The 24,329-nt window shown below is 70.0% G+C and carries 22 protein-coding genes; 7 read left to right on the top strand and 15 right to left on the bottom strand.

Features of this window, described 5'->3' with window-relative positions; translation table 11 throughout:
• The first annotated feature begins 41 nt into the window (after nt 1–41).
• The gene (locus G407_RS0116670; protein WP_029031745.1) at nt 42–2,366 is read left to right on the top strand and encodes a PAS domain-containing sensor histidine kinase; all 2,325 of its coding nucleotides are present in this window, start codon (nt 42–44) and stop codon (nt 2,364–2,366) included.
• Nucleotides 2,367–2,384: 18 nt separating this feature from the next.
• Here the strand turns inward: G407_RS0116670 and G407_RS30615 are convergent, their stop codons facing one another.
• Nucleotides 2,385–3,518 carry an HD-GYP domain-containing protein gene (locus tag G407_RS30615; RefSeq protein ID WP_156917617.1) on the bottom strand — a complete coding sequence of 378 codons (1,134 nt, stop codon included), beginning with the start codon at nt 3,516–3,518 and terminating at the stop codon, nt 2,385–2,387.
• A 201-nt stretch (nt 3,519–3,719) separates the two neighbouring features.
• Between G407_RS30615 and G407_RS0116660 the strand changes: the two genes are divergently transcribed.
• On the top strand, nt 3,720–4,025 hold the full coding sequence (locus tag G407_RS0116660) for a hypothetical protein (protein WP_156917616.1): 306 nt from the start codon (nt 3,720–3,722) through the stop codon (nt 4,023–4,025).
• Between the two features lie 6 nt (nt 4,026–4,031).
• On the opposite strand, the gene aspS is transcribed toward G407_RS0116660, so the two are convergent.
• Nucleotides 4,032–5,837, bottom strand: a complete 1,806-nt coding sequence (gene aspS, locus G407_RS0116655; RefSeq protein ID WP_029031743.1) for an aspartate--tRNA ligase — start codon at nt 5,835–5,837, stop codon at nt 4,032–4,034.
• A 113-nt stretch (nt 5,838–5,950) separates the two neighbouring features.
• On the bottom strand, nt 5,951–6,454 hold the full coding sequence (locus tag G407_RS0116650) for an outer membrane protein assembly factor BamE (protein ID WP_043540035.1): 504 nt from the start codon (nt 6,452–6,454) through the stop codon (nt 5,951–5,953).
• A 112-nt stretch (nt 6,455–6,566) separates the two neighbouring features.
• On the opposite strand from G407_RS0116650, the gene G407_RS0116645 reads away from it, so the two are divergent.
• Both G407_RS0116645 and G407_RS0116640 read left to right on the top strand, forming a co-directional pair.
• A complete protein-coding gene (locus G407_RS0116645) occupies nt 6,567–7,115 on the top strand; it encodes a ubiquinol-cytochrome C chaperone family protein (protein ID WP_029031741.1) in 549 nt (182 codons plus the stop codon).
• A complete protein-coding gene (locus tag G407_RS0116640; RefSeq protein WP_029031740.1) occupies nt 7,112–7,630 on the top strand; it encodes a YceD family protein in 519 nt (172 codons plus the stop codon). The genes G407_RS0116645 and G407_RS0116640 overlap by 4 nt, the downstream gene beginning before the upstream one ends.
• Nucleotides 7,631–7,942: 312 nt before the next feature.
• Here the strand turns inward: G407_RS0116640 and G407_RS0116630 are convergent, their stop codons facing one another.
• From G407_RS0116630 to ccoG, 12 genes are all read right to left on the bottom strand, one after another.
• Nucleotides 7,943–9,043 (bottom strand): branched-chain amino acid ABC transporter substrate-binding protein, encoded by a 1,101-nt coding sequence (locus tag G407_RS0116630; RefSeq protein WP_029031739.1) that lies wholly within the window; start codon nt 9,041–9,043, stop codon nt 7,943–7,945.
• A gap of 138 nt (nt 9,044–9,181) precedes the next feature.
• The gene (locus tag G407_RS0116625; protein ID WP_029031738.1) at nt 9,182–9,547 is read right to left on the bottom strand and encodes a DUF6867 family protein; all 366 of its coding nucleotides are present in this window, start codon (nt 9,545–9,547) and stop codon (nt 9,182–9,184) included.
• Between the two features lie 12 nt (nt 9,548–9,559).
• Complete coding sequence (locus G407_RS0116620; protein WP_052341471.1) at nt 9,560–10,285, bottom strand: ABC transporter ATP-binding protein; 726 nt, start codon at nt 10,283–10,285, stop codon at nt 9,560–9,562.
• Nucleotides 10,282–11,190, bottom strand: a complete 909-nt coding sequence (locus G407_RS0116615; RefSeq protein WP_029031736.1) for an ABC transporter ATP-binding protein — start codon at nt 11,188–11,190, stop codon at nt 10,282–10,284. Before G407_RS0116615 ends, G407_RS0116620 begins: the two co-directional genes overlap by 4 nt.
• Nucleotides 11,190–12,551, bottom strand: coding sequence for a high-affinity branched-chain amino acid ABC transporter permease LivM (livM, locus tag G407_RS0116610; protein WP_084327584.1), 1,362 nt, complete (start codon nt 12,549–12,551; stop codon nt 11,190–11,192). The genes G407_RS0116615 and livM overlap by 1 nt, the downstream gene beginning before the upstream one ends.
• A complete protein-coding gene (locus G407_RS0116605; protein ID WP_029031734.1) occupies nt 12,551–13,465 on the bottom strand; it encodes an ABC transporter permease subunit in 915 nt (304 codons plus the stop codon). The genes livM and G407_RS0116605 overlap by 1 nt, the downstream gene beginning before the upstream one ends.
• 332 nt (nt 13,466–13,797) lie before the next feature.
• Entirely contained in the window at nt 13,798–14,283 is a 486-nt protein-coding gene (gene bfr / locus G407_RS0116600) for a bacterioferritin (RefSeq protein ID WP_029031733.1), read from the bottom strand.
• 128 nt (nt 14,284–14,411) lie between these two features.
• Complete coding sequence (locus G407_RS0116595; RefSeq protein WP_029031732.1) at nt 14,412–14,660, bottom strand: (2Fe-2S)-binding protein; 249 nt, start codon at nt 14,658–14,660, stop codon at nt 14,412–14,414.
• A gap of 216 nt (nt 14,661–14,876) precedes the next feature.
• A complete protein-coding gene (gene ccoS, locus G407_RS0116590) occupies nt 14,877–15,062 on the bottom strand; it encodes a cbb3-type cytochrome oxidase assembly protein CcoS (RefSeq protein WP_029031731.1) in 186 nt (61 codons plus the stop codon).
• Nucleotides 15,059–17,368: a heavy metal translocating P-type ATPase gene (locus G407_RS28195; protein ID WP_425337504.1), complete on the bottom strand. Its 2,310-nt coding sequence runs from the start codon at nt 17,366–17,368 to the stop codon at nt 15,059–15,061. Before G407_RS28195 ends, ccoS begins: the two co-directional genes overlap by 4 nt.
• 5 nt (nt 17,369–17,373) lie before the next feature.
• Nucleotides 17,374–17,898, bottom strand: a complete 525-nt coding sequence (locus G407_RS0116580; protein ID WP_029031730.1) for a FixH family protein — start codon at nt 17,896–17,898, stop codon at nt 17,374–17,376.
• Nucleotides 17,899–17,929: 31 nt separating this feature from the next.
• Nucleotides 17,930–19,477 carry a cytochrome c oxidase accessory protein CcoG gene (ccoG, locus tag G407_RS0116575; RefSeq protein WP_084327583.1) on the bottom strand — a complete coding sequence of 516 codons (1,548 nt, stop codon included), beginning with the start codon at nt 19,475–19,477 and terminating at the stop codon, nt 17,930–17,932.
• Between the two features lie 76 nt (nt 19,478–19,553).
• Between ccoG and G407_RS0116570 the strand changes: the two genes are divergently transcribed.
• From G407_RS0116570 to G407_RS0116560, 3 genes are all read left to right on the top strand, one after another.
• Entirely contained in the window at nt 19,554–21,113 is a 1,560-nt protein-coding gene (locus G407_RS0116570; RefSeq protein WP_084327582.1) for a TULIP family P47-like protein, read from the top strand.
• 84 nt (nt 21,114–21,197) lie between these two features.
• Nucleotides 21,198–22,892, top strand: coding sequence for a TULIP family P47-like protein (locus G407_RS0116565; protein ID WP_029031727.1), 1,695 nt, complete (start codon nt 21,198–21,200; stop codon nt 22,890–22,892).
• Nucleotides 22,889–24,328 carry a TULIP family P47-like protein gene (locus G407_RS0116560; protein ID WP_029031726.1) on the top strand — a complete coding sequence of 480 codons (1,440 nt, stop codon included), beginning with the start codon at nt 22,889–22,891 and terminating at the stop codon, nt 24,326–24,328. The genes G407_RS0116565 and G407_RS0116560 overlap by 4 nt, the downstream gene beginning before the upstream one ends.
• Nucleotide 24,329 lies beyond the last annotated feature (1 nt).

Here is a 24,329-nt window from a genome sequence, read left to right as displayed (position 1 = left end):
CCCGAACGGGACGTCAACGGAATCCGAGGGAGAGTCTGCATATGACTGGTGCAGACACCACGTGCGCATCTGCGCGCGCGGGAACGATATTGGGCGTCGCACGGTCGCTGGGTCACCCGGCGCTCGGGAGACTGGACAGGGCCGATCCCTGGCTGCGCCTCGCCGTCCCGATCCTGCTCGCCCTGTTCCTCGCGGCGCTCGTCACCAGCGCGTGGCTGCAATCGCGCGACGGCCGCGCCGAGGCGCTCGCCAAGGCCGCGATCGAGATCGACGTGATCGCGAGCTTCGTGGCGATCGATCTCGCCCGCTACGGCGCCGGCGCCGACGACACGCGGATCGTCGCGAGCCTCGCCGACGTGGTCCGCGACGTTCCCGAGGCGGCCCTGGTCCGCGGGCGCGTGCTCGTCGTGGCGGACGCGGCGGGCACCATCAAGGCCGCGCATCCGCACCAGGCGCACCTCCCCGGCACGCTGATCGACCTCCTCGGCGAGGGCCAGCCGCTGTCCGCCTTCGGGGACCGGGCCGGCGTCATGACGATCGTGGCGCCCGACGGGGCGGAGGTCGTCGCGACCGTCCGCTCGGTGCCCGGCCCCGCGGGCGCCGCCGGTCTCCTGCGCATCGCCCTCGTCCAGCCGGTCGAGTCCGTGCTCGCACCCTGGCGGGCGCGCACCTCCGGCCAGATGACGCTGCTCGCCGCGACGATCGTCGTGCTCGTCGGGCTCGGCGCCGCCTATTTCCTGCAGGCCAACCGCGCCCGGGCCGCCGACCACGTCTGCGAGAAGGTCTCCCGGCGCATCGACAGCGCGCTCTCGCGCGGCCGCTGCGGCCTGTGGGACTGGGACATCGCCCGCGGACGGATCTACTGGTCGGATTCGATGTACGAGCTGCTCGGCTACAAGCGCGCCGACGAGTTCATGTCCTTCGGCGACGTCAACGCGATGATCCACCCGGACGACTCGGACTTCTACGCGCTCGCCGACGAGCTCGCCGCCTCCCGCGCCTCGATCGTCGACCACGAGTTCCGCATTCGCGACGCGCAGGACAACTGGGTCTGGCTGCGTGCCCGCGCCGAGCTCGTTCAGGACAAGGACGACGACGGTTGCCACCTCGTCGGGATCGCGGTCGACATCACCGAGCAGCGCCGCCTCGCGGAGGCCAGCGCCGCGGCCGACATCCGCCTGCGCGACGCGGTCGACGCGATCTCCGAGGCCTTCGTGCTCTGGGACGCCGAGAACCGGCTCGTCCTGTGCAACTCGAAATTCCGCCGCCTGCACGACCTCACCCCCGAGATCGCCGCGCCCGGCCGGGCCTACGCGGAGGTCATGCGCTTCGGCCGCCAGCCGATCGTCGCCCACGAGATCCTGCGCGAGGAACGCCCCGAGCGCGGGGCGCGCACCTTCGAGGCGGAGCTCGCCGACGGGCGCTGGCTGCAGATCTCCGAGCGGCGCACCAACGACGGCGGCTACGTCTCGGTGGGCACCGACATCACGACGCTCAAGCGCCACGAGGAGCGCCTGCTCGACGGCGAGAAGCGGCTCAAGCAGACGATCGCCGACCTGCGCGTGTCGCGCCAGACGCTGGAGGCCCAGGCCCAGCAGCTCGCCGACCTCGCCGAGCGCTATCTCGAGCAGAAGGCCGAAGCCGAGGGCGCGAGCCGCGCCAAGTCCGAGTTCCTCGCCAACATGAGCCACGAGCTGCGCACGCCGCTCAACGCCATCATCGGCTTCGCCGAGGTGATGGAGCAGGGCGTGTTCGGCTCGCTCGGCTCGCCGCGCTACGCCGACTATTGCAAGGACATCCGCTCCTCGGGCGAGTACCTGCTCTCGGTCATCAACGACATCCTCGACATGTCGCGCATCGAGGCCGGGCGCATCAAGCTCGAGAAGCGCGACATGCTCCTGCCCGAGGTGGTGGAGCGCGCGACGCGGATGGTGGCGGAGCTCGCCCGGTCGAAGGGCCTCTCCCTCGTCGTCGACGCCGAGGCGCCGGCGCAGCTCTTCGCCGACGAACGGGCGATCCAGCAGATCCTGGTCAACCTGCTCCAGAACGCCGTCAAGTTCACGCCCGAGCAGGGCCGCATCGTGGTGCGCACCCGCGTCGTCGGCGAGGCGGTGAACATCTACGTCGAGGACACCGGCATCGGCATCCCCAACGACGCCATGAAGCGCATCGGGCGGCCGTTCGAGCAGGTCGAGACGGAGTATTCCAAGACCTACCAGGGGTCGGGTCTCGGACTCGCCATCGCCAAGTCGCTGGCGGAGCTGCACGGCGGGTCGCTGCGCATCCGCTCGCAGGTCTCGGTGGGCACGGTGGTGATGATCCACCTGCCGCTCAACGGCGGGCACGTCCTCTCGCGCGCCGCGTGATGCGCGCCCGCGCGGGCCTCACCCGCGTTCCTCGATCATCTCGATGAAGCGCGAGACGATCGCCGGGTCGAGCTTGCCGGCCTCCGTCATGCTGCGGAGGATGGCGACGGCCTGGGCGTGCGGCATCGGCGTCTTGTAGGGGCGGTCCTCGACGAGGGCGGTGAAGATGTCGACGATGGTCATCAGCCTCACGATGTCGGGAATGCCCTGTGCCTTCAGGCCGTCGGGATAGCCGCTGCCGTCGAGATACTCGTGGTGGTGACGCACGACGCGCAGGATCTCCGGCGCGACCGGGTGGGACGCGTTCCTCAGGAGCCGCTCGCCCTCGCTCGGATGCGCGCGCACCGCGGCGAGCTCCTCGGCGTCGAGCCGGCCCGGCTTGTCGAGCACCTCCAGCGGCACGACCGCCTTGCCGATGTCGTGCAGGAGCGCGGCCTCGACGACGAGGGCGAGCTCCGCGCGGCCGAGCCCGAGACGCAGGCCGAACAGCGCCGCGTTCGTCGCCACGCTGAGCGAGTGGCGCAGCGTGGCGCTGTGGTGGCGCTCGATGTCGCGCACGAAGGTCGCGAGCGTGTCGTCGGCGGCGGCCGCCATCTTCAGCGCCGCAACGAAGCAGCGGCTCGCCGAGGCGAAGGGCGCGACCGCGATCGGGCGGCCGGCGGCGACGTCCGCGAAGGCGTCGGTGAGCGCCAGGATCGCTGCCGACACGCTTCCGGCGAGCGGGGCTTCCACGGTCGCCGGGAGGGATGCGAGCGCGGCCTCGATCGCCGTGGGCGACAGCGGCCTGACCAGGACCGGGCGGGCCGCCAGCCGCGGATCCTCGGACAGGATGCGCGCGGTCTCGGCGTCGGCGACGAACGCGGTCGGGACGCCGTCGAGCCGCACGTAGGCGGCGATCGCGGCCGCGACGTCGGCGACCTGGCGCAGGTCCGCCTCGACGATGGCGGAGGCGACGGACGAGACGAGCGCCGGGGTCACGTGCCGTGGCCGCACGCACAGGACCGATCGCCCGCGCAGCGCCGCCGCGACGTCGGACACCATCCGCCCCGTGTCGCTGACGACGAGGATCGTCGTGCCCGATGCCTGTCCCGGGCGCGCATCGGGCACGGCCGCCGCGACGCCTTTCGCGCATGCCCGGTCACGTGCCGCCACGAACGCCTGCCTCCCCGGCCGAAAGACCTGGTCGCACGCTTAGCCGGGAAACGTGAAGAAACGCCTGCGTGAATTGTCGACGGGCCATCCGTGGTCGCGCATCCGTCGGCGGGTCGCGGCCCATGCCCCGCCGCCGACGGATCGAACGGCTCCGCTCCGCGTTTCGTCCTCACGCCGATCGTCACGCCGGAGACGCCGACCATGCGCCCGCTCACACCCCTCGTCCTCGTCGCCGCACTGGGCGCCGCCGCGCCCGCACTCGCGCAGGACGTGCCCGACGCGACCCGCGACCCCTTCGTCTGGAGCGATCCGGACACCGGCTGCAGCTACCTCGTCGCGCCGGGCACGGGCATCACCCCGCGCCTGCGCGCGGAGGGGATCCCCGACTGCCCGGACGCGGACGTCCGCCTCACCGAGAGCTTCGAGCGCACCCTGCGCGAAGGCGGCGAGGCGCTGGGCGGCGCCCTGCGCAGCCTGGGAGACCGGCTGGAGAGCGAGGCCCAGTGAGGCGCCTCACTCCGGCAGGTTGAGCCGGATGTGCAGCTCGCGCAGCTGCTTCGCCGTCACGTCCGAGGGCGCGCCCATCAGGAGGTCCTCGGCACGCTGGTTCATCGGGAAGAGCACGACCTCGCGCAGGTTCTGCTCGCCGCACAGCAGCATGACGATGCGGTCGATGCCCGGCGCGATGCCGCCGTGGGGCGGGGCGCCGAGGGAGAGCGCGCGCAGCATGCCGCCGAACTTCGCCTCCAGCACGTCCTCGCCGTAGCCCGCGAGCCCGAAGGCCTTCTTCATGATCTCCGGGCGGTGGTTACGGATGGCGCCGGAGGACAGCTCGGTCCCGTTGCAGACGATGTCGTACTGCCAGGCGGTGATGCCCAGGATCTCGTCGGCGTCCGCCGGGTTCAGCGCCAGGAATTTCTCCATGTCGTAGTTCGGCATGGAGAAGGGGTTGTGCGAGAAGTCGATCTTCTGGTTCTCCTCGTCCCACTCGTACATGGGGAAGTCGGTGATCCAGCAGAAGGCGTACTGATCGGCGTCGATCAGGCCGAGCTCGCCGCCGATGCGCGTGCGCGCCTTGCCGGCGAGCGCCACCGCCTTCGCCTTGTCGCCGGCGGAGAAGAACACGGCGTCGCCCGCGCCCACCTTCGCCGCGGCGGCGATGGCCGCGAGCGCCGCCTCCGGGATGAACTTCGCGATCGGCCCCTTGCCGACGAGCGCGCCGTTCTCCTCCTCCAGGATCACGTAGCCGAGCCCGGCCGCACCCTCGCCACGCGCCCACTCGTTGAGCTTGTCGAAGAACGAGCGCGGCTGCGCCGCGGCGCCCGGCGCCGGGATCGCACGCACGATGCCGCCGTGCTTCACGAGCGTCTTGAAGGCGTTGAAGGTCACGTCCTCGCGGGCGAAGACGTCGGTGACGTCGGCGAGCTCGAGCGGGTTGCGCAGGTCCGGCTTGTCGATGCCGTACTTGAGCATCGCCTCCGCGTAGGGGATGCGCGGGAAGACCGGCGTGACGCGACGCCCCTCCGCGAACTCCTCGAACAGCCCGCGCAGCACCGGCTCGACCGCCTGGAACACGTCCTCCTGCGTGACGAAGCTCATCTCGACGTCGAGCTGGTAGAACTCGCCCGGCGAGCGGTCGGCGCGGGCGTCCTCGTCGCGGAAGCAGGGCGCGATCTGGAAGTAGCGGTCGAAGCCCGACATCATGACGAGCTGCTTGAACTGCTGGGGCGCCTGCGGCAGCGCGTAGAACTTGCCCGGATGCAGCCGCGAGGGCACCAGGAAGTCGCGCGCGCCCTCCGGCGAGGACGCCGTGAGGATCGGCGTCTGGAACTCGAAGAAGCCCTGCGCCTTCATGCGGGCGCGGATCGAATCGATGATCGCCCCGCGCTTCATGATGTTCGCGTGCAGCTTCTCGCGGCGCAGGTCGAGGAAGCGGTACTTCAGCCGCGTCTCCTCGGGATAGTCGTGCTCGCCGAAGACCGGCATCGGCAGCTCGGCGGCGGGGCCGAGCACCTCGAGCTCGGTGATGTAGACCTCGACCGCGCCGGTCGGCAGGTCGGGGTTCTCGGTGCCGGCCGGGCGCGTCTTCACCTTGCCGTCGACGCGGATCACCCATTCGGACCGGCAGCTCTCGGCGGCCCGGAAGGCGCCGCTGTCGGGGTCCACCACGATCTGGGTGATGCCGTAATGGTCGCGCAGGTCGATGAACAGCACGCCGCCGTGGTCGCGGATGCGATGGCACCAGCCGGAGAGCCGCACATGGGCGCCCACGTCGCTCGCGCGCAGGCCGGCGCAGGTGTGGGAGCGGTAGCGATGCAGGGGGGCGGACATCGATCGACCTTCGTCAACGGGAAGCGGACCGCGCGCACCATTCATGCGGGCGGGGGGATGTCAAGCGCGGGCGCGGGCGGAGATCGGCGCGGGGCGTGCGGTCAGCTGCCGGGCGCGATCGGGTTCCAGCTCGTGACGCCGCGGAAGAGCTGGCGCACGAAGCTCTGCTCGGCGCCGCCGGTGGGCGTCTCGCGGGAGACGAAGTCGAAGATCACGCCGTCCTCGAGGCCGTAGAGCGCCTTGCGCTCGACGCGCAGCTGGGGCGTGAAGTAGATCGCCGCGACCCGCTGGTCGACCACCTCCTGGCGCAGGAAGGCCGCGCGGCGGCGCGTCGTCTGGCTGATGTAGTACCAGGACTGGTTTCCCACCGTCGAGACGGTGGAGGGCGTGCCCATCAGCTCGAGCACCTGCTGGGCGTTCATGCCCGGCGTCACCTGCTCGAGGGCCGCCTCGTCGAGGATGTAGCCGCGCTGGAACTCCTCCGAGATCGGCGCGATCGTCTGGTTGCAGCCCGCGAGCACGGCCGCGGCGGTGCCGGCGGCGACGAGGCCGAGGAGGCCGCGGCGGGTGATCTGCGGGGCGTCGTGACGCTTGAAGGCACGCATGGGGGGCGGATCCGGGTCGGGCTGCGGCACGAGGATGCTTGCGCCGCGCCGGCATGATGGCTTAACCCCGACCTAGACCCTTTGGCAAGGCGCGACAACCCGAGCGAGGCCGATGATCCTGCGTTTCTTCCGGCGCGACCCGCGCCGCCAGCTCGTCGAGGGGCTCTACACGCGCATCGCCCGGGCGTCGCGCCAGCCGGGGCTGTACCTCGAGGCGGACGTGCCGGACACGGTCGAGGGGCGCTTCGAGTCCCTTGCGCTCCACGTCGTCCTCACCTTCCGGCACTTGCGCACCCTGCCCGACCCCGCGGCGGACGTGAACCAGGACCTCGCCGACGCGCTGTTCCGCGCGCTGGACCAGTCGCTGCGCGAGATGGGCGTGGGCGATCTCGCGGTCCCCAAGAAGATGAAGACGCTGGCCGAGGCCTTCTACGGCCGCGCCCGGGCCTACGACCCGCTGCTCGACGCCGGCGACGCGGAGGGGCTCGCGGTCGCGCTCCAGCGCAACGTCACCGGCGGGGAGGAACCCGCGCGGCGCCTCGCCGCTTACGCGCTGGAAGCGCAGGACCGCCTGAGGGGCCAGGATCTCGACGCGATCCTCGCCGCGGGCCCGGTCTTCCCCACGATCGACGGCGCACCGGAGGCAGGAGACCCGACATGACCCAAGACGCCCTTCCCCTCTCGCGCCTCGTCTCGGTGGACCGGCTGCCGGCCCGCGGCGAGGTGGTGCGCGTCGAGGCGACCGAGTCCGAGCGCGCGGCGCTCGCGCAGGACTTCGGGCTCGCGGGCATCGCCTCGCTCGTCGGCGAGTATCGCGTGAGCGGCGATACGCGTCGCGCCAGCGTCACCGGCACGGTGCGCGGCCGCGTGACGCAGACCTGCGTCGTCACCCTCGAGCCCTTCGAGGCGGAGGTGACGGAGGAGGTCGACGTCGACTTCGCCCCCGCCAGCGAGCCGACGTCAGAGGAGGAGGCGGCGCTGCGCGCGATCGACCCGCCCGACGAGATCCTCGACGGCAAGATCGATCTCGGCGCGCTGACCGCCGAGTTCCTGGCACTGGGGCTCGACCCCTACCCCCGCAAGCCCGACGCGGCGTTCGAGCCCGTGGTCGAGGACGCCGACGTCTCGCCCTTCGACAAGCTCAAGGACATGAAGGGGCCGAAGGGCGGCGGCTGAGCGCCTTCCCTTCGGCCCCGGACGACTCGGGGTCGCTCCCGCGCCGCGCGCGGGAGGTCGCTCGTCGGCGTCTCCTCGCGGCTCAGACGAAGCCGACGAGCGAGAGGATCGCGATGACGATGACGACGAGCCCGACCGCGTAGATGATGCCGTTCATGGGAATTGCCTCCGTTTCGGTGCTGCGCTTCAACACCGAGCGGGGGCGTGACGTTCCGCCTCACGCGGAGCCCGAGACGAAGAAGCCCCCGCGCGGTGACCGCGCGGGGGCTCTTGTGGTCGCGTGAGCGGCGCGGGCGCGCAGCCCGCGGCCGATCACATCTCGCGGTACGTGCCGTCTTCCCAGACGTACCAGACGTAGTTCGCCTCGGTGGGGTCGCCGACGTCGTTGAAGTCGATCTCGCCGAGCACCGTGTCGAACACGCCCTCGTCGAGCGCGGAGACCACCGCGTCGAAGTCCGTCGAGCCGGCGGCCTCGACGGCGTCCTGCCACGCCTGGATCGCGGCGTAGGTGTAGAGCACGTAGCCCTCGGGGTTGACGCCACGCTCCTCGAACGCGGCCACGACCTCGGCGGCGGACTCGTACTTCCGCGGATCGGGCGAGAACGTCATCATGACGCCGTTGCCGAGATCGCCGGTGATCGACCAGAACTCGTCGGTCACGAGCGCGTCACCGGAGACCATCTGCGCCTCGAGGCCCTGCTCGCGCATCTGGCGCAGGATCAGGCCGGCCTCGGTGTGGTAGCCGCCGATATAGACCGCGCCGATGCCCTCGGCGTTCAGGCGCGAGACGAGGGCGGAGTAGTCGCGCTCGCCGGGCGTGAAGGCCTCGAACATCTTCGGGGAGACGCCGGCGGCCTCCATGGCCTTGCGGGTCTCCTCGGCGAGGCCCTGGCCGTAGGCGGTGCGGTCGTGCAGGACGGCGACGTTGCCCTCGGGGAAGTTCTCGGCGAGGTAGCCGCCGGCGACCACACCCTGCTTGTCGTCGCGGCCGCAGACGCGGTAGATCCCCGGGCCCGGACGGTCGTCGGTATAGGCCGGGTTGGTCGAGGCCGGAGAGATCTGGATGATGCCCTCCTCGGAATAGACCGCCGAGGCGGGGATCGAGGAGCCGGAGCAGAAGTGGCCGGCCACGAAGACCACGCCCTCGCCGGCGAACTGGTTGGCGACGTTCACCGCCTGGCGGGGATCGCAGGCGTCGTCGCCGACGACGAGACGCAGCATCTCGCCGTTGACGCCGCCGGCGGCGTTGATCTGCTCCACCGCCATCTCGGCGCCGAGCCGGAACTGCTCGCCGAAGGAGGCGTACTGGCCGGTCATCGGGCCGGCGACGGCGATCACGATCTCGGCGGAGGCAGGGGCGGAGGCCGCCATCAGCGCGCCGAAGGCCACACCCGTCAACATCTTCCTGGTCATCTGTTCGTTCCCTTCTTTCGGACTTCGTATGATCCCGGGCGGAGCGCCTCGCGTCACGAGCCCCGATGAGGGCGACGTCCGCGCGCCGCAGCCGCTATTTCTGCGCGTTTCGCGCAGCTTGTCGACAGCCTTTCGCCATCATTCCTCCGCACCGCGGCCGGCCCCGCCGCGGGCCCGCCAGGTGAGCGGCGAGACCTGCTCGAAGCCGAAGCGGTACTGCCTCGTCATCAGCCCCGCCAGGGTGACGCGGTGGCCGAGCCAGGCGATGATCATCAGGATCGCCGTGTCGACGACATAGTACTGCAGGCTGAGCAGGCTGCCGCCGAACAGCGAGAAGTGGATGAAGCGGGTCGCCGCGCCCAGCAGGAACATCCACGCGCCGGCCTGCCAGTAGGGCTCCCAGCTGCGGGCGATGGCGCGCCCGGACATCCAGGCCGCACCGCCGGCGAGCACCACCGTCACGAAGAAGAAGACCCAGAAGGACGTCTCCCAGAGAATGCCCATCGTCCCCTCCCCTCAGTGCCGGCCGCCTTCGAGGTAGGCCGCGCGGACCTCCTCGCGCGCGAGGAGCTCGCGCCCGCCGCCCGTCATGGTGATGAGCCCGTTGACCATCACGTAGCCGCGGTGGGCGAGCTTGAGCGCGTGGTAGGCGTTCTGCTCCACCAGGAAGACGGTGAGCCCGTCCTCCTGGTTGAGCGTCCTGAGGCTCTCGAAGATCTGCTTGACGATCAGCGGCGCGAGGCCGAGCGAGGGCTCGTCGAGGAGCAGGAGCTTCGGGCGGCTCATCAGCGCGCGGGCGATGGCGAGCATCTGCTGCTCGCCGCCCGACAACGTGCCGCCGCGCTGGTGCATGCGCTCCTTCAGCCGCGGGAAGAAGGCGAAGACCTTCTCGAGATCGGACTGGAAATGCGTGCCGTCCGTGATCGCGGCGCCCATCTGCAGGTTCTCGAACACGGTCATGCGCGGGAAGATCCGCCGCCCCTCCGGAGACTGCGCGATCGAGAGCCGCGCGATCTTGTGGGTGGGCATCCGCGTGATGTCCTCCCCCATGTAGGTGATGCGGCCGTCGCGCGCCTGCGGCTTGCCGAAGATCGTCATCATCAGGGTCGACTTGCCGGCGCCGTTGGCGCCGATCAGGGTGACGATCTCGCCCTGGTTCACATGCACGTCCACGCCGCGCAGGGCGACGATGTTGCCGTAGTAGGTCGTGACGCCGGAGACCTCGAGCATCGCCTGGCTCATTGCCCCACCTCCGCCTCGACGGCGTCCACTTCCTCGTCGTCGACGCCGAGATAGGCCGCGATGACCTTGGGGTCGTTCTTGACGAAGTCGGGCACGCCGTCGGAAATCTTCTTGCCGTAGTCGAGCACCACCACGTGATCCGAGATCTCCATCACGACGCTCATGTCGTGCTCGATGAGGAGCAGAGAGGTCTCGCCCTCGGCCCTGATCCCGAGGAGCAGCTCGTTGAGCTGCGCGGACTCCCGCGGGTTGAGGCCCGCCGCCGGCTCGTCGAGGCACAGCAGCACGGGGTCGGAGCACATCGCGCGCGCGATCTCGAGCCGGCGCTGGTCGCCGTAGGGCAGGCTCGCGGCGGGCTCGTCCGCCCGTTGGAGCAGGTTGATGCGCTCGAGCCAGGCGACCGACCGCTCGATCGCGGCGGCCTCGGCCCGGCGGTAGCGCGGCGCGCCGACGAGGCCGAGGAAGGTGAAGCCCGAGGCGCGCATCAGGTAATGGTGCTGCGCCACCATCAGGTTCTCGAGCACCGTCATGCCGCCGAACAGGCGGATGTTCTGGAAGGTGCGCGCCACCTTGGCCTTGGCGTTGACGTCGTGGTCGGCCATGCGCTCGAGCAGGAACAGCGCCTCGCCGTCCCCCTCCCACGATTGCTGCGGGGAGGCGGTCAGCCGGTCGATGTGGGCGTAGGCCGAGGCCGAGCCGTGGGAGAGCGCCATGCGCCCCTCGGTCGGCTTGTAGAAGCCGGTGATGCAGTTGAACACCGTCGTCTTGCCGGCGCCGTTGGGGCCGATGAGGGCGGTGATCTCGCCGCGCCGCGCCTCGAAGGAGAGGTCGTCGACGGCGACGAGGCCGCCGAAGCGCATCGTCAGGTGATCGATGCGCAGGATCGTGTCGGATACGCCCGCCATCAGCCGTGCCCCTGCGAGACCATGTCGGCGCCCACCTTCTTGCGCTCCTTCAGGTAGACCGAGGGTGCGCGCGCGGAGACCAGGCCGCGCGGACGCCAGACCATGATGAGGACCATCATCGCCCCGAAGACGAGCATGCGGTACTGCTCGAACTCGCGGAAGTACTCGAAGCCTCCGATCATCACCACGGCGGCGATGGCGACGCCGAGCTGGGAGCCCATGCCGCCGAGCACCACGATGGCGAGGATGAGCGCCGACTCGATGAAGGTGAAGCTCTCGGGCGAGATGAAGCCCTGACGCGTGGCGAAGAAGGCGCCGGCCAGCCCGCCGAAGCCGGCGCCGATGGCGAAGGCCGTGAGCTTGGTGCGCACGATCGACAGGCCGAGCGAGCGGCAGGCGATCTCGTCCTCGCGCATCGCCTCCCAGGCGCGCCCGATCGGCAGCTTGCGCAGGCGCACGCTGACGAGGTGCGTGACGAAGGCGAGCACGAGGATGACGTAGTAGAGGAAGATGATCCGGTGCATCGACGAGAAGTCGAGCCCGAAATAGTCGGCGAAGCCGCCCTCACCGCGGGAGAACTCCAGCCCGAAGAAGGTCGGGCGCGGGATCTGGCCGATGCCGTTGGGGCCGCCGGTGAACTCCGACCAGTTGAGCAGCACCACGCGTATGATCTCGCCGAAGGCGAGCGTCACGATTGCGAGGTAGTCCCCTCGCAGGCGCAGCACCGGGAAGCCCAGGATGATGCCCCAGAAGCAGGCCAGGATGAAGGCGAGCGGCAGGCAGACCCAGAAGCCGAGGTCGAAGGTGGTCGCGAGCAGCGCGTAGGAATAGGCGCCCACGGCATAGAAGGCGACGTAGCCGAGGTCGAGCAGGCCCGCGAGGCCCACGACGATGTTCAGCCCCCAGCCGAGCATCACGTAGGTGAGCACCAGCGTGCCGAGGTCGACGTGGTAGCGCCCCGCTCCCGGCAGGAACGGGAGCGTCAGCGCCACCAGGATCAGCGCCGCGCCGATGGCGGTACCGACGAAGCCCGAGTACTTCTTCAGCCCGACCGGCATCAGGTCGTCGATCTTGCCGCCGGGGCGGCGCCAGATCGTCAGGTTGAGCAGGAGCCGGCCGACGAAGACGATGCCGACGGCCCAGATCACCCGCTCCCAGTTCTCCTCGAGCACGAGCCCGCCGGGCGCCTGCTCCGTCTTCAGGCCCATGATCACGCCGAACAGCCCGAGCGCGATCAGCGCGGAGATCACCGCGTCCTTGAGCACGTGGGCGACGTCGATGCCGCCCGCGGGCCCGGGCCGCCCGGCCGTCGCCGACGGCTTCGCCGGCGTGTCCTGGGCCCCTTTCGTGGTCGCCGTCATCAGACCTTCTCCACCTCGGGCTTGCCGAGCAGACCCGTCGGCAGGAAGATGAGCACGATCGCGAGGATGGCGAAGACCGCCACGTCCTTGTATTCGCTCGAGAAGTAGCCCGCCCAGAAGGCCTCGATCAGGCCGATCAGCAGGCCGCCGAGCATGGCGCCCGGCAGCGAGCCGATGCCGCCCAGGACCGCAGCGGTGAAGGCCTTCACGCCCGCGATGAAGCCGATGAAGAAGTCGACGACGCCGTAGTACATGAGGAACATCGTCCCGGCGACGGCGGCGAGCGCGGCGCCCATGACGAACGTGAGCGAGATGGTGCGGTCGACGTCGATGCCGAGCAGCGCGGCCATCTTCTGGTCCTGCTCGCAGGAGCGCTGCGCGCGCCCGAGCGACGTCTTCGCGACGATCAGCGAGAACACCGTCATCAGCACGATCGTCGTGACGATGATCAGGATCTGGATCGTCGAGATCCGCACGTCGAACAGGTCGCCCTCGTGCAGCGTGATGCCGCCGGTGAACACCGGCTGGATCGCCTTCACCCGCGCGCCCTGCACGATCTGGATGTAGTTCTGCAGCACGATCGACATGCCGATCGCCGAGATCAGCGGCGCGAGGCGGAAGGATCCGCGCAAGGGGCGGTAGGCGATCCGCTCCACGGTCCAGCCGTAGAGCGACGAGATCAGCATGGCGAAGATCAGCACCATGACGAGCGCGAGCGGCACCGCGGTGATGCCGACGGCCAGTATCACGAGGAACGCGATCAGCGCCGAGAAGGCGCTGACCATGAACACGTCGCCGTGGGCGAAGTTGATCATGCCGATGATGCCGTAGACCATCGTGTAGCCGATGGCGATCAGGCCGTAGATCGAGCCGAGCGTCAGCCCGTTGATGAGCTGCTGGAGAAAATAATCCATCTAGTCGACAGCCTCGTCCCATGGGACGTCGTGGCGCCGCGAGGCACCCTCGTTCCCGTTCCCCTGGCCGCTTTTTCGCGGCCTTCTTCTCACCCGCGTCACTTAAGCCGGTCGTCGCGGCGCCGTCCATAGCCGCGTGCGAAAAAAGTGATCGAGCCCGATTACGAGGCAGGAAGGTGCTTTTGCTGCATTTTCGGCGGAGCGCGGGGCCTGCGACCGGTAATGACGCTGCCGGAAGCGCGAGGGGCGAGCGCCACGCGACGCTCGCCCCTCGACCAATTCTCGATTCGAAGTGGCAGGCCCGGCCGGCTGGACGGGCGCCGGCGGGCGGCTCAGCCGTCGCCCTCGAGGCCGCCGATGTGCTTCTGCGCGTAGAGCTGCAGGCCGACCTGCTTGATCAGCTCGAGCTGCGTCTCGAGGAAGTCGATGTGACCCTCCTCGTCGGCGGCGAGCTCCTCGAACAGGTTCTTGGACACGCGGTCGTTGATGCTGTCGCAGTACTGCGCCGCTTCCAGGTAGAGCGCCCTGGCCTCGACCTCGGCGGCGAGGTCGGCCTCGAGCACCTCGAGCACGGTCTGGCCGATGCGCAGCGGGTCGAGCTCCTGCAGGTTGGGGAAGCCCTCCAGGAAGATGATGCGCGTGACGAACTTGTCCGCGTGCTCCATCTCCTCGATGGACTCCTTGCGCCAGTACTTGGCCAGGTCCTTGTAGCCCCAGTCGTCCAGCAGGCGGTAGTGGAGCCAGTACTGGCTGACGGCCGTCAGCTCGCTGCGCAGGCCGCGGTTGAGATACTCGATGACCTTGGTGTCGCCCTTCATGGCTCGTCACGCCCCTTCTCAGATTAGAACGATTCCAGAGAAGGGACTATCGGACAGAATCGGGCCGTTGGCAATGGCGGAGTCGTCCCGGGAGACGGGAAACCGGCGCGATCGGTTCCGGCCGCGGCTCAGGCGACCTTGGCCTGGTGCAGGCAGACGGCGCCGCAGGTCTCGGTGCAGCCCTCCACGGCATCGGCGGAAGCCTCCGCGAAGCTCGCGTTCATGATCTTGCGGATCGTCGTCGCGCAGCGCCCGCAGCGCGGAGCGCAGCCCAGGCAGCGATAGACCTGCGCCGGCGTGCGCGGCCCGCCCGCTCCGGGGCTCATGCAGGCCTTGACTTGCTGGTCCGAGAGCACGTTGCAGGAGCAGACGATCATCGGGGCATCCAGTTTAGAGCCGTTCGAAACTGCATTTCATTTCAATGACTTAGCACGAAACGGCCGAGCCCGGCAATCGGGTTTCACCCATCCGGGTCGCCCCGGAGGCGCGACCCGCGGTCGCGCTGCGCGCCGGGCCGCGACGGCGCGAGGCGGCGGGCGCGAGCAATGTGCGACGAGCGCCGAGGGCTCCATCGGCGCCCGATCCGCGACGGCTCAGGCACCCCCGTCGTCCGAGCGCCGCGGCCGCTCCCCCTCCGGCAGGTCGTCGTCGTCGAGGACCCGGAGCGCCGCGCCCTCGAGGTCGTCGTATTGCCCCTTCTTCAGGGACCACAGGAAGCCGGCGAGGCCGAGAAGGCCGAGCCCGAGCGCGATGGGGAGGAGATAGAGGATGACGTTCACGGCGCGGCCTCCTCGAGGCGGGTGCGCGAGGCCGGGACGCGCCGGGGCGGGGTCGCGGGCCCGGGCGCGGGGGCCTGCGCGCGCACGCGGGCTTGCGCGCGCAGGGCGTTGAGCGTCACCACGATCGAGGAGCCCGACATCGCGAGCGCCGCGACGAGGGGCGTCACCCAACCCGCCACTGCGATCGGCACGGCGACGAGGTTGTAGAGCGTCGCGAGCCAGAGGTTCTGGCGCATCACCGCGAGCGCCCGGCGCGTCAGCACCACGGCGTCCGCCACCGGCCCGAGGCGATCGCCGATGACGAGCGCGTCGGCGCAGGTCTGGGCGAGGTGCGAGGCGGAGATCGGAGAGAGCGAGGCGTGCGCCGCGGCGAGCGCCGGCGCGTCGTTCAGCCCGTCGCCGACCATGAGGACGCGCCGGCCCTCCGCGGTGAGCCGCTCGATCAGCGCCGTCTTGTCCCCGGGCTTCGCGCCCGCGTGCCACTCGGTCGCGCCCACGGCGGCGGCAGCGCGGGAGACCGGCCCCTCGCGGTCGCCGGAGACGACGAGGATGCGCAGGCCGAGCCGCTCGAGCCGGTCCACGGTCTCGGCGGCGTCGTCCTTGAGGGTCTGGCGGAGCGTGAGCACGGCGCGGCGGTCACCGAGCGCGACCGCGATCGCGGTGGCGTCCGGATCGGCGGCGAGCGCGCGGGCGGCCTCGTCGGCGGCGCCGCAGAAGTCCGCCGAGCCGAGCCGCGCCTCGACGCCGTCGAGCGTCGCGAGCACGCCGCGGCCGGGCTCCTCGCGGGCCCCGGCGAGCGGGCTCGTGTCGCGCCCCTCGCGCGCGAGGGCGAGCATGAGTGCCTTGGCGAGCGGATGCGAGGAGGACTGCGCCAGCCGGGCGGCGAGCGCGACGAGGTCGTCGGGCGCGTCCGCCCGGTTGGCGATCCGCGCCTCGGGCGTGGTCAGCGTGCCGGTCTTGTCGAGGACGACGGTGTCGCAGGCGGCGATGCGCTCGACGCCGTCGCCGGCGCCGAGCAGGACGCCCGCCTTGAACAGCGCTCCCGAGACCACGACCTGCACCGCCGGCACGGCCAGGCCGAGCGCGCAGGGGCAGGTGATGATCAGCACCGCGACGGCGGTGAGGATGGCGAAGTGGGGGTCCGCGCCGAAGGCGAGCCAGCCGAGCGCGGTGAGGAGCGCGGTCGCGTGAACCACGGGCGAGTAGAGCCGCGCCGCGCGGTCGGCGATCTGCACGTAGCGCGACTTGGCGAGGAGCGCGGCGTCGAGGAGCTTGTTCACCTCGGCGACGAGCGAGCTCTCGGCGGCGGCGGTGGCGCGCACGACGAGGGCGCCGGTGACGTTGAGCGTGCCGGAATGCACGCGCGCGCCCGGCGCCACGGGCTCGTGCGCGGTCTCCCCGGTGACGAGGCTCGCATCGATCTCGGACGTGCCGTCCTCCACCACGCCGTCGACGGCGATGCGGTCGCCGGGGCGCACCGCGATGCGCTCGCCGGCCTTCACCGCGAGGACGGGGATCTCGGTGACGCCGCCGTCGGCGTCGATGCGCCGCGCGGTGTCGCCGCGCAGGGCGACGAGGTTGCCGGCGACGGCGCGGGTGCGCTTGCGCATCGCCTGGTCGAGGACGCGTCCCGCGAGCAGGAAGGCGAGCAGCATCACGGCGGAATCGAAATAGGCGTGTGTCGCCGAGTGGGCCGTCTCCCACAGCGAGACGCCGACCGCGAGCAGCACGCCGAGCGAGATCGGCACGTCCATGCCGAGCGCGCCGGCGCGGATCGAGCGGATCGCCGCCTTGAAGAAGGGCTGGCCCGAATAGGCCACCGCGGGAATCGCGATCAGCGCCGAGATCCAGTGGAACAGGTCGCGGGTCACGGGATCGATGTCGGAGGCGTTGCCCGACCACACCGAGACCGAGAGCAGCATGATGTTCATCGTCGCGAAGGCGGCGACGCCCAGGCGCGTCAGCAGGTCCTTGGTCTGCGCGCTCTCCAGCGCCTCCTCACGCGAGGGGGTGAACGGCCAGGCGCGGTAGCCGAGCCGCTCGAGCCGCTCGACGGCCTCGGCGGGATCCCCGTCGGCGTCGAGCTGCAGCGTCAGGCGGCGCGTCGTGTAGTTGAGCCGCGCCGCGCGCAGGCCCGGCGCGCCGGCGACGCCGTCCTCGATCTCCCGGATGCAGGCGGCGCAGGTCACCCCGTCGATGGCGAGGTCGAGGCGGCAGGCGCCGTCCCCGCCGGGGGTGACGAAGGCGGAATAGTCGATGCGGTCGGCCTTCGGGGTGCCGGCCGCGAGCGCGGGGGAGACGCTCACGACGATCAATCCACGAGGATGCGGTTGCGGGAGCGGAACAGCACCTCGCCGTCCCGCGCAAGCTCGGTGACGAGCGTCCAGCGGCCGGGTCCCGGATCGCCGGCGAAGACGGCCTCGTAGCGGCCGAGCCCGGTCTCGACGATCGCGCCCGTGGCATCGAGGCTCTTGTCCGCGGGCGCCGCGAGGCGGGCCGTCCCGGCGAGGCCGGCGAGCGGCGCGCCCTCGTTGTCGGCGACGGCGAAGGCGGCGGCGACGGTGCCGTCGTCGCGGCGGGCGACGCGGACATCGACGCTCCAGCCGCGCGCCCGCTGGGCGGCGCTCTCGGCGAGCGTGCCGTTGAACTCCTGGCTCGCGCGGTAGGTGCTGTCGACCTCGAGGCCCCGGAAGGTGGAGGAGGCGATGTTCAGCAGGAAGACGTTCATCGTGAAGATGACGCCGAAGAACGCGACGAGGATCGCGAGCACCTTGCGGCCCGTGAGGGGCCGGCCGCCGGGCCTGTAGTCGTCGACGAGCCGATCGGGGGAGGTCATGGTCGTCTCGCTCCTCGAGTGAGGCCCGCGCTCAGCGGGCGGGCTGGATGAAATGGTCGCGGGCGACGGCGGTCTCGGCGCCGTCGGGGGCGGTCAGGACGAAGGCGACGTCGCGGCTCTCCGGCGCGCCGGCGACCGGCGTCTGCGTGACGAGCACGCGCAGCTCCCGGGTCCGGGCCGGGCCGATCACGACCTCGAGCGTGTCCGGGTCGAGGTTCGTCGTGCCGACCGACTCGACGGTCGCCGCGTCGAGCCCCTCGAGCGAGAGCGTGAAGGTCCGCTCCTCCAGCGCCTTGTTGGCGACCCGCACGGTGTAGGCGTTGCGGATCGAGCCGTCGGAGAGCAGCACGTAGACCGGGTTGCGGTCGTGCAGGGCCGAGACGTCCAGCGTCGCGCGCACCGCGAGGTGGTAGATCATGAACAGCGAGATGCCGACGATGAGCACCGCGTAGAGGATGGTGCGGGCGCGCACGATCTTGGGCTTCTCCTCGGGCAGGCCCGCCTCGCGGCGCTCGAGGTTGTACTCCGAATCGTAGGCGATCAGCCCCTTCGGGCGGCCGATCTTCTCCATCACGCCGTCGCAGGCGTCGATGCACAGGCCGCACTGCACGCAGCCGAGCTGCATGCCGTCGCGGATGTCGACCCCCGTCGGGCAGACGGCGACGCACTGGTTGCAGTCGATGCAGTCGCCGGCCTTCTCGCCCTTCTCGATGAGCGCCTTGTTCTTCTTCATCGAGCCGCGCGGCTCGCCGCGGTCCACCTTGTAGGTGACGTTGAGCGCGTGCTCGTCGGTGAGCGCGGCCTGGATGCGGGGCCAGGGGCACATGTAGGTGCAGACCTGCTCGCGCATGAAGCCGGCGAGCGTGTAGGTCGTGAACGTGAGGATGCCGATCCAGACGTAGGCGACGGCCGGGGCCTGCAGCGTGGCGAGCTCCCAGACGAGGGTCGGCGCGTCGGCGAAGTAGAGCACCCAGGCGCCGCCCGTCCACCAGGCGATCATCAGCCAGGTCACGTGCTTGCCGGTCGAGCGCGCCACGCGCTCCTTCGTCCAGCCGCCGTTGTAGAGCTTGATGCGCTCGCGCCGGTCGCCCTCGAAGAAGCGCTCCACCGCGAGGAACAGGTCGGTCCACACGGTCTGCGGGCACAGGTAGCCGCACCAGACGCGGCCGGCGACCGCGTTCATCAGGAAGAGGATGAAGGACGCGAGGATGAGCAGGCCCGTGAGGTAGACGATCTCCTGCGGCCAGATCTCGATGAAGAAGAAGTAGAAGCGCCTCGCGGGAAAATCGATCAGCACCGCCTGGTCCGGCGCGTTCGGCCCGCGGTCCCAGCGCACGAAGGGCAGGAGGTAGTAGACGCCGAGCGTCAGCACCAGCACCGCCCACTTGATGCGCCGGAACGTGCCGTCGACCTTCTGGACGTAGAGCTGCCTGCGCTTGGCGTAGAGCGGCCCCTCGATGAGGGTCTCGTCCGCGTGGGTCTCGTCCGCGTGGGTCTCGTGCGCGTGGGTCTCCTCGGCCCGGCGCGCCTCGAGGAGGTCCGCGTCGCGCGAGGGGTTCGGTGCTGCCGTGTCGGCCATGGCGGGGGAGCTCGCTGATCCGTCTCGTGCCGCGCACCCTGCCGCGCCGGATCGCCCGCCGCGTTGATCGGGATCAATGGCCGCGCTCGCCCGAGCGGACGGGATGTCGCAGCCGTGCGCCTCCCGACGCTTTCGCCGCGAAATGCGCGGGCCCGGTTCCCGCTACGGAAACCATGGCGCGACGAACCGTCTTCCGGAGCACGCGGAAATCGCAATTTCCTTGACCGGACTGCACAATCACATATCGTCCCGAAAACAACCGAAAAGTGATTCGCACCGGCACGGGGGCGCGGCCATGGATCTCCAGGGTTGGGACGTAGTGACCGCGAGCAACGTCGCGGCGGTCAACAAGGTTCTCGCCGGCTCGACCTCGACGACGCTGCCGACGTTCTCGTTCGAGAACACCAGCCTCGCCATCGCGATGAGCGGCGACTTCGGCCCCTGGACGATCCAGCCCGGCGGCTCGGCCAACCGCATCAACCTGATGGTGCCGATCACGTCGGGCACGCTCACGGCCCCGCAGTTCCGCGCGCCGATCGATCTCGCGGGCGTCCAGCCGATCCTCAACCTCGCGCTCGTGCTCGTCGCGGCCCCGAGCAACGGCACGCAATCGCTCACCTTCGCCATCGAGACGAACTCGCCGCGCCCGGCGACGAAGGACGGCGACGTCTACGTCGCCAATCCAGACGCGAGCCCGGGCCATGTCCTGAAGACGCGCGACCCGACGGGACAGGCGGCGCAGATCTTCAACGACTGGTTCGGTGAGATCTTCGTCGAGAACAAGGACAAGATCTCGTTCATCTTCGCCACCGTGATCATGAACCCGCAGGGACAGCCCTGGCTCGCGCCCAAGGCCATCTCGGTGAGCTACTTCGAGTCCATCGACAAGAAGATCCAGGCGCTGGGCATCCAGTCGCTCACGCAGGCGCCCTGGGGCGCGGGCGGGCTCGCGACGGCGGTGGATCCGAGCCTCCTCGTGGCGGGGGACGACTACTTCTTCGCAATGGCGCCGGCGGTGTTCCTGAAGAACCTGCTCATGCCCTCGGTGGTGAAGGCGCTCGGCGTCCCGGCCTCGTCGCTGCGCTTCAACGCGCCGCCTAACCCCTCGCAGCCGACCGCGTGCTCGATCACCAACACGGCCGCCATCCCGATGGGGAAGGTGCACAGCGGGGCGATCGACTACTATCCGGAGCTGACCAGCTACGCGGTGAAGATCAGCGGCAAGCAGATCATCACCACGGCGAGCGGCCGCTTCGACATCACCGGCCTACACGACGCCTATGTCACGTTCGACAACCTCAGCGTCGTCACCGAGGTCGGCTACGATCCCAAGACCAACCAGGTCACCTTCAACGTCGTCAGCAAGTCGAGCCCGTCCACGCACGAGCACATCCCCTGGTACGAGAAGGAGATCACCTGGATCGTCCCGGTGATCGGCCTGATCGTCAACGTGGTGATGGACGTCGTCGTCGCGACGATCGAGGACGCGGTGACCAACGCCCTCAAGAGCTCCGGCCAGTTCTCCATCGACTCGATCCCCGTCGCGACCGCGGTCTGGTCGGGCCTCGACAAGTTCGAGGCGTCGAGCGCCGAATTGTCCGATGCGTTCGTGATCCGCGCCTCCGGCGCGTCCTGAGCCGCCGTGCGCCGTCCCGCGCCGGCACGACGACCTCACGCGCCCCCGACCCGGGCGCGCCTCTCTCTAGTCGAGGTGATTCCCATGGCGAACGGCTCCAACGGCAACGACACCGGCAACATCGACCTGATGGGCTGGGACACGGTCTTCGCCCTGCGCCTCGAGGCGCTCAACGCCTCGATCAAGGCGCAGAAGACGACGCCCGCCGACTTCGACGGCACCGACACCGCGGGCGGCGCGCACGTCGCCGGTGCCTGGAGCGACTGGTCCGTCAAGGGCGGCGAGGGCAACGGCATCATCATGGAGTGCCCGATCAAGACGGGGGACCTGACCCTGCCGGGCAGCGCCCCGGTCAAGCTCGACGGCGGCAACGTCGAGGTGATGATCACGCTGGCCTCCGACAAGGCGTCGCAGGAGATCTCCGATCCCACCGCCAAGCCGGGCACCGGTAGCACGCACCACTTCAAGGCGAACCAGACGACCGAGGAGTTCCAGCGCCCGCGCGTGCAGTCGGTGACCGCGCCGGGGCTCTCGGGCGGCGACGTCTACGCGGCGGAGGCCGCGTTCAACGCCTACTACGAGAACAACCTCGCCGCCTTCGACGCGGTCTTCGCCGCCGTGAGGCTCGAGGAGGAGGCGATCGAGGCGGGCAAGCAATGGCTCAAGCCCGTCGTCTCGCTCTACGGCATGGCCTCGGTCCAGGGCGACCAGAGCCAGACCTCGTTCGCGCTGCTCAGCCTGACCAGCAAGCCCTCCGGGCCCCTGCCGCAGCAGAACTTCGACATCCGCATGTTCGACGTCTTCTCCAAGACCGCCACGAAGACGAACTCGGTCTTCGCGGTCTCCGCGCCGCTGGCGATGCAGAACATCGTCCTGCAGGCCGCCAAGCAGTGCGTCATGGGCGCCACCGACGACGACTTCCATATCGTCAACGACGGCATCACCGTGGCGAACAAGAACACCCTCCAGTGGGGCAACTTCCAGCTCACCAAGGACGACCCGACGAGCATCGTCGTGCCGACGATCGCACCCGGCGACTTCGAGCTGACGCTCGACGGGATGAACTTCCACCTGAGCATCTCGCAGGCGTCGTTCACCACGCCGGACGGCACCGCCGACGTGAAGCTCACCGCCGACCAATACTTCAACGTCGAGGCGGCGAAGCTCTCCGACGGCAAGTACTACCTCGTGCCCTCGCCGGGGCTCGGCACCAACTCGATCCGTGCCGACGTCTCCCCCAACAAGGGCTTCGAGATCGCGATGATCATCGAGTCGATCGCGATCGGCATCGCCTTCGGCTTCATCGGCGCCGAGCTCGGCGAGGCGCTGGGCGGCGCGGTCTCCACCGCCACGACGGAGGGGGGCGAGGGCGTCGTGGAGGCCGGCGCCGAGGCGATCGACAACGAGTTCAGCGAGATGTCCGAGGAGGAGATCTCGGCCGCCGAGGACTCCTCGGTGGAGGACGCCACCGAGTCGATCGCGTCCGGCGGCGAGGAGGGCAACGGCCGCACCGGCATCTTCGCCAACAAGTACAAGGTCTGGGGCGGTGTGCTCGGCGGCATGCTGGGCATCCCGGTCGGCGTCCTGCCGCAGATCATGACCATGATCTGGAACGACAAGATCACCGAGGGCAACGTGCCCACGATCGACGACTTCGCCACGAACTTCTCCGCCGCGATCCAGTGGCCCTACGTGGAGAGCTGGCAGGTGACCGGCGGCACCTTCCGCGCCGCCTTCCTGCTCGGCGGCAATGCCGCGACCACGGGGACGACGGAATGAGCGCCGCGCCGGTCACCACTCCGCAGGGCGAGATCTCGACCTTCGGCTGGGACACGGCCTTCGCCGTGCGGATCGCCAACGTCAACGCAGCGATCGTGGCGCGCAAGGCCTCCCCGACGGGGTTCTCCTACACGGACGCGAGCGACCCGAAGGTGACCTGCAAGGGCACATTCGGCGACTGGAGGCTCGTGCGCGGCGGCGACGGCTCGGGGGTCAACGTCGAGCTGCCGATGAGCGCCGTGACCGGCGTCGCGCCGAACGGCGACAGCTACGCGCCGTATTCGTGGACCGCCGGCTCGATCACCATGACCGTGCGGCTGCACTTCTTCGACGACGCCGCGGACGCGACCGGCAAGAAGAAGCACCTCAAGGTCAAGCCCACCAGCGACGAGCCGAGCGTGCCCGTCGTGGAGGTGTACGGGGTGGACGAGACGATCCTCCCCTCCCCCGCCTGGGCGATGTACTCGATCCAGGCGGCGCTGGTCGCCTGGTGCGAGGCCAACCTCGCGGACTTCGCCTACATCTTCTCCATCGCCGACCTCAACGACGAGGCGGACACCGGCGCCTGGGCCTTCCTCAAGCCGTCCTACGTCTCCTACTCCTACGTCGACGGGCCGGACGACGAGGACGCCTTCCTCGGCGTGCTCGCGATGTGCGGCAAGCGCTCGCCCGCGGGGCTCCAGCAGGTCATCGACAAGCGCATCGTTCCCAAGGGCGTCGAGGGCGCCTTCTGCATCTCGCGCACGCTGATGCTGCAGGACCTGATCGTGCCCTCCCTCCAGCGCATGTGGCCGAACCTGAGGCCCGAGGACCTGGAGATCGGCGACCAGCAGATCCAGCTCAAGCCCAACGTCTCGGTCGACCTGCCGCAGGTCGAGCACCAGGGCAACATCTACACACCCCAGCTCAAGCAGTTCACCTTCATGATCGAGGGTCCGCAGGTCTCGATCGACGCCTATACCGAGACGCACGTGGACGCGGGCGTCACCGCCTGGTGCCGCTCGACGAACCGCTACACGATCGTCAAGGGCACCAACAAGTCCGGCCAGACCACCCTCGCCTACCAGCGCATCGGCGACCCGGAGGAGACCCACGGCAACATCATCGCCGAATGGGTGAAGATCACCGACGCCATCCTCGCGATCGTGCTCGCCATCGCGCTCGCGGTGCTGGCCGTGGTGACCGGCGGCGCGGCGGTGCCGGTGATCGTGGTGATCGGGGCGCTGCTCGTGGGCCTCGTCGGCTTCTCGGCGGAGATCGAGGGCATGATCGCCAACGACGACGCGCCGGCGATCGATCTCCTGCAGGACAACGTCTACGCCCCGATGGTGTGGACCGACAGCCAGGACTTCACCGTCTCCGCCGTCGATCTCGACGGCTCGCTGCGGCTCGCCGGCGCGCTCGGGTTCACGAGCGCCGCCGTCGCGTGCCCCTGAG

The sequence above is a fragment of the Salinarimonas rosea DSM 21201 genome (assembly GCF_000429045.1).
Classification (GTDB): domain Bacteria; phylum Pseudomonadota; class Alphaproteobacteria; order Rhizobiales; family Beijerinckiaceae; genus Salinarimonas; species Salinarimonas rosea.
This window is presented reverse-complemented; position numbering and strand designations above follow the sequence as displayed.

Bases quoted from the DNA above. Each gene is read 5' to 3' on its own strand.
- G407_RS0116570 (WP_084327582.1), top strand. From the start codon at position 19,554: ATGGCCGCGCTCGCCCGAGCGGACGGGATGTCGCAGCCGTGCGCCTCC.
- G407_RS0116630 (WP_029031739.1), bottom strand. From the start codon at position 9,043: ATGACCAGGAAGATGTTGACGGGTGTGGCCTTCGGCGCGCTGATGGCG.
- G407_RS0116625 (WP_029031738.1), bottom strand. From the start codon at position 9,547: ATGGGCATTCTCTGGGAGACGTCCTTCTGGGTCTTCTTCTTCGTGACG.
- G407_RS0116620 (WP_052341471.1), bottom strand. From the start codon at position 10,285: ATGAGCCAGGCGATGCTCGAGGTCTCCGGCGTCACGACCTACTACGGC.
- G407_RS0116660 (WP_156917616.1), top strand. From the start codon at position 3,720: ATGCGCCCGCTCACACCCCTCGTCCTCGTCGCCGCACTGGGCGCCGCC.
- G407_RS0116580 (WP_029031730.1), bottom strand. From the start codon at position 17,898: ATGACCTCCCCCGATCGGCTCGTCGACGACTACAGGCCCGGCGGCCGG.
- G407_RS0116560 (WP_029031726.1), top strand. From the start codon at position 22,889: ATGAGCGCCGCGCCGGTCACCACTCCGCAGGGCGAGATCTCGACCTTC.
- bfr (WP_029031733.1), bottom strand. From the start codon at position 14,283: ATGAAGGGCGACACCAAGGTCATCGAGTATCTCAACCGCGGCCTGCGC.
- G407_RS0116645 (WP_029031741.1), top strand. From the start codon at position 6,567: ATGATCCTGCGTTTCTTCCGGCGCGACCCGCGCCGCCAGCTCGTCGAG.
- ccoG (WP_084327583.1), bottom strand. From the start codon at position 19,477: ATGGCCGACACGGCAGCACCGAACCCCTCGCGCGACGCGGACCTCCTC.
- G407_RS0116605 (WP_029031734.1), bottom strand. From the start codon at position 13,465: ATGGATTATTTTCTCCAGCAGCTCATCAACGGGCTGACGCTCGGCTCG.
- G407_RS0116640 (WP_029031740.1), top strand. From the start codon at position 7,112: ATGACCCAAGACGCCCTTCCCCTCTCGCGCCTCGTCTCGGTGGACCGG.
- G407_RS0116615 (WP_029031736.1), bottom strand. From the start codon at position 11,190: ATGGCGGGCGTATCCGACACGATCCTGCGCATCGATCACCTGACGATG.
- G407_RS0116650 (WP_043540035.1), bottom strand. From the start codon at position 6,454: ATGCGTGCCTTCAAGCGTCACGACGCCCCGCAGATCACCCGCCGCGGC.
- G407_RS0116595 (WP_029031732.1), bottom strand. From the start codon at position 14,660: ATGATCGTCTGCTCCTGCAACGTGCTCTCGGACCAGCAAGTCAAGGCC.
- livM (WP_084327584.1), bottom strand. From the start codon at position 12,551: ATGACGGCGACCACGAAAGGGGCCCAGGACACGCCGGCGAAGCCGTCG.
- G407_RS0116565 (WP_029031727.1), top strand. From the start codon at position 21,198: ATGGCGAACGGCTCCAACGGCAACGACACCGGCAACATCGACCTGATG.
- G407_RS0116670 (WP_029031745.1), top strand. From the start codon at position 42: ATGACTGGTGCAGACACCACGTGCGCATCTGCGCGCGCGGGAACGATA.